The sequence below is a fragment of the Pseudomonas sp. EA_65y_Pfl1_P113 genome (assembly GCF_963970525.1).
GTDB classification, from domain to species: Bacteria; Pseudomonadota; Gammaproteobacteria; order Pseudomonadales; family Pseudomonadaceae; genus Aquipseudomonas; species Aquipseudomonas tritici.
The window spans coordinates 1-447 of the sequence record NZ_CAXAQM010000605.1 but is presented as its reverse complement, the minus strand read 5'-3'; the positions used below and the strand labels follow the sequence as shown (position 1 = coordinate 447).

The 447-nt window shown below is 60.9% G+C and carries 2 protein-coding genes; both read right to left on the bottom strand.

Annotation, left to right across the window (positions count from 1 at the left end; all coding sequences use genetic code 11):
* Positions 1-41: 41 nt before the first annotated feature.
* Positions 42-281, bottom strand: a complete 240-nt coding sequence (locus AACY52_RS31315; protein WP_126845419.1) for a DUF2312 domain-containing protein — start codon at positions 279-281, stop codon at positions 42-44.
* A 63-nt stretch (positions 282-344) separates the two neighbouring features.
* Positions 345-437 (bottom strand): DUF1244 domain-containing protein, encoded by a 93-nt coding sequence (locus AACY52_RS32525; protein WP_370468091.1) that lies wholly within the window; start codon positions 435-437, stop codon positions 345-347.
* Positions 438-447: the final 10 nt, after the last annotated feature.

Genomic DNA, 447 nt, shown 5'->3' with positions numbered 1-447 from the left:
CTTAAGGCGTTTGTGGTCCCCGCTCAATGTTTGGTGATCGGTCAGTCGAGGCCGAGCGCCTGCTTGTACGTCTCGAGCAGCGCCTCGGCCTCGTCGCGGTGATGCTTTTCCATCTTGCGCAGGCGGACGATGGTGCGGATCGTCTTGACGTCGAAGCCGGTCGACTTGGCTTCGCCGTACACGTCCTTAATGTCGTCGGCGATGCCCTTCTTTTCCTCTTCGAGGCGCTCGATGCGCTCGATCAGCAGGCGGAGTTGGTCGGCGGCGATGATGTCGCTCACGGCGTTGTTCCCTGAATGTGAATCACTGAAAGGCGCGCGCTTTAGGACAGCGCGCGTCTGCCGTCACGCATTCTTCGCGACGCTTTGCCGCATGCGCTCGAGCTGTTCGGGCGTCGCCTCGCTCTGATGCTCGGCTTTCCACTGCGCATAGGGCATGCCGTAAATA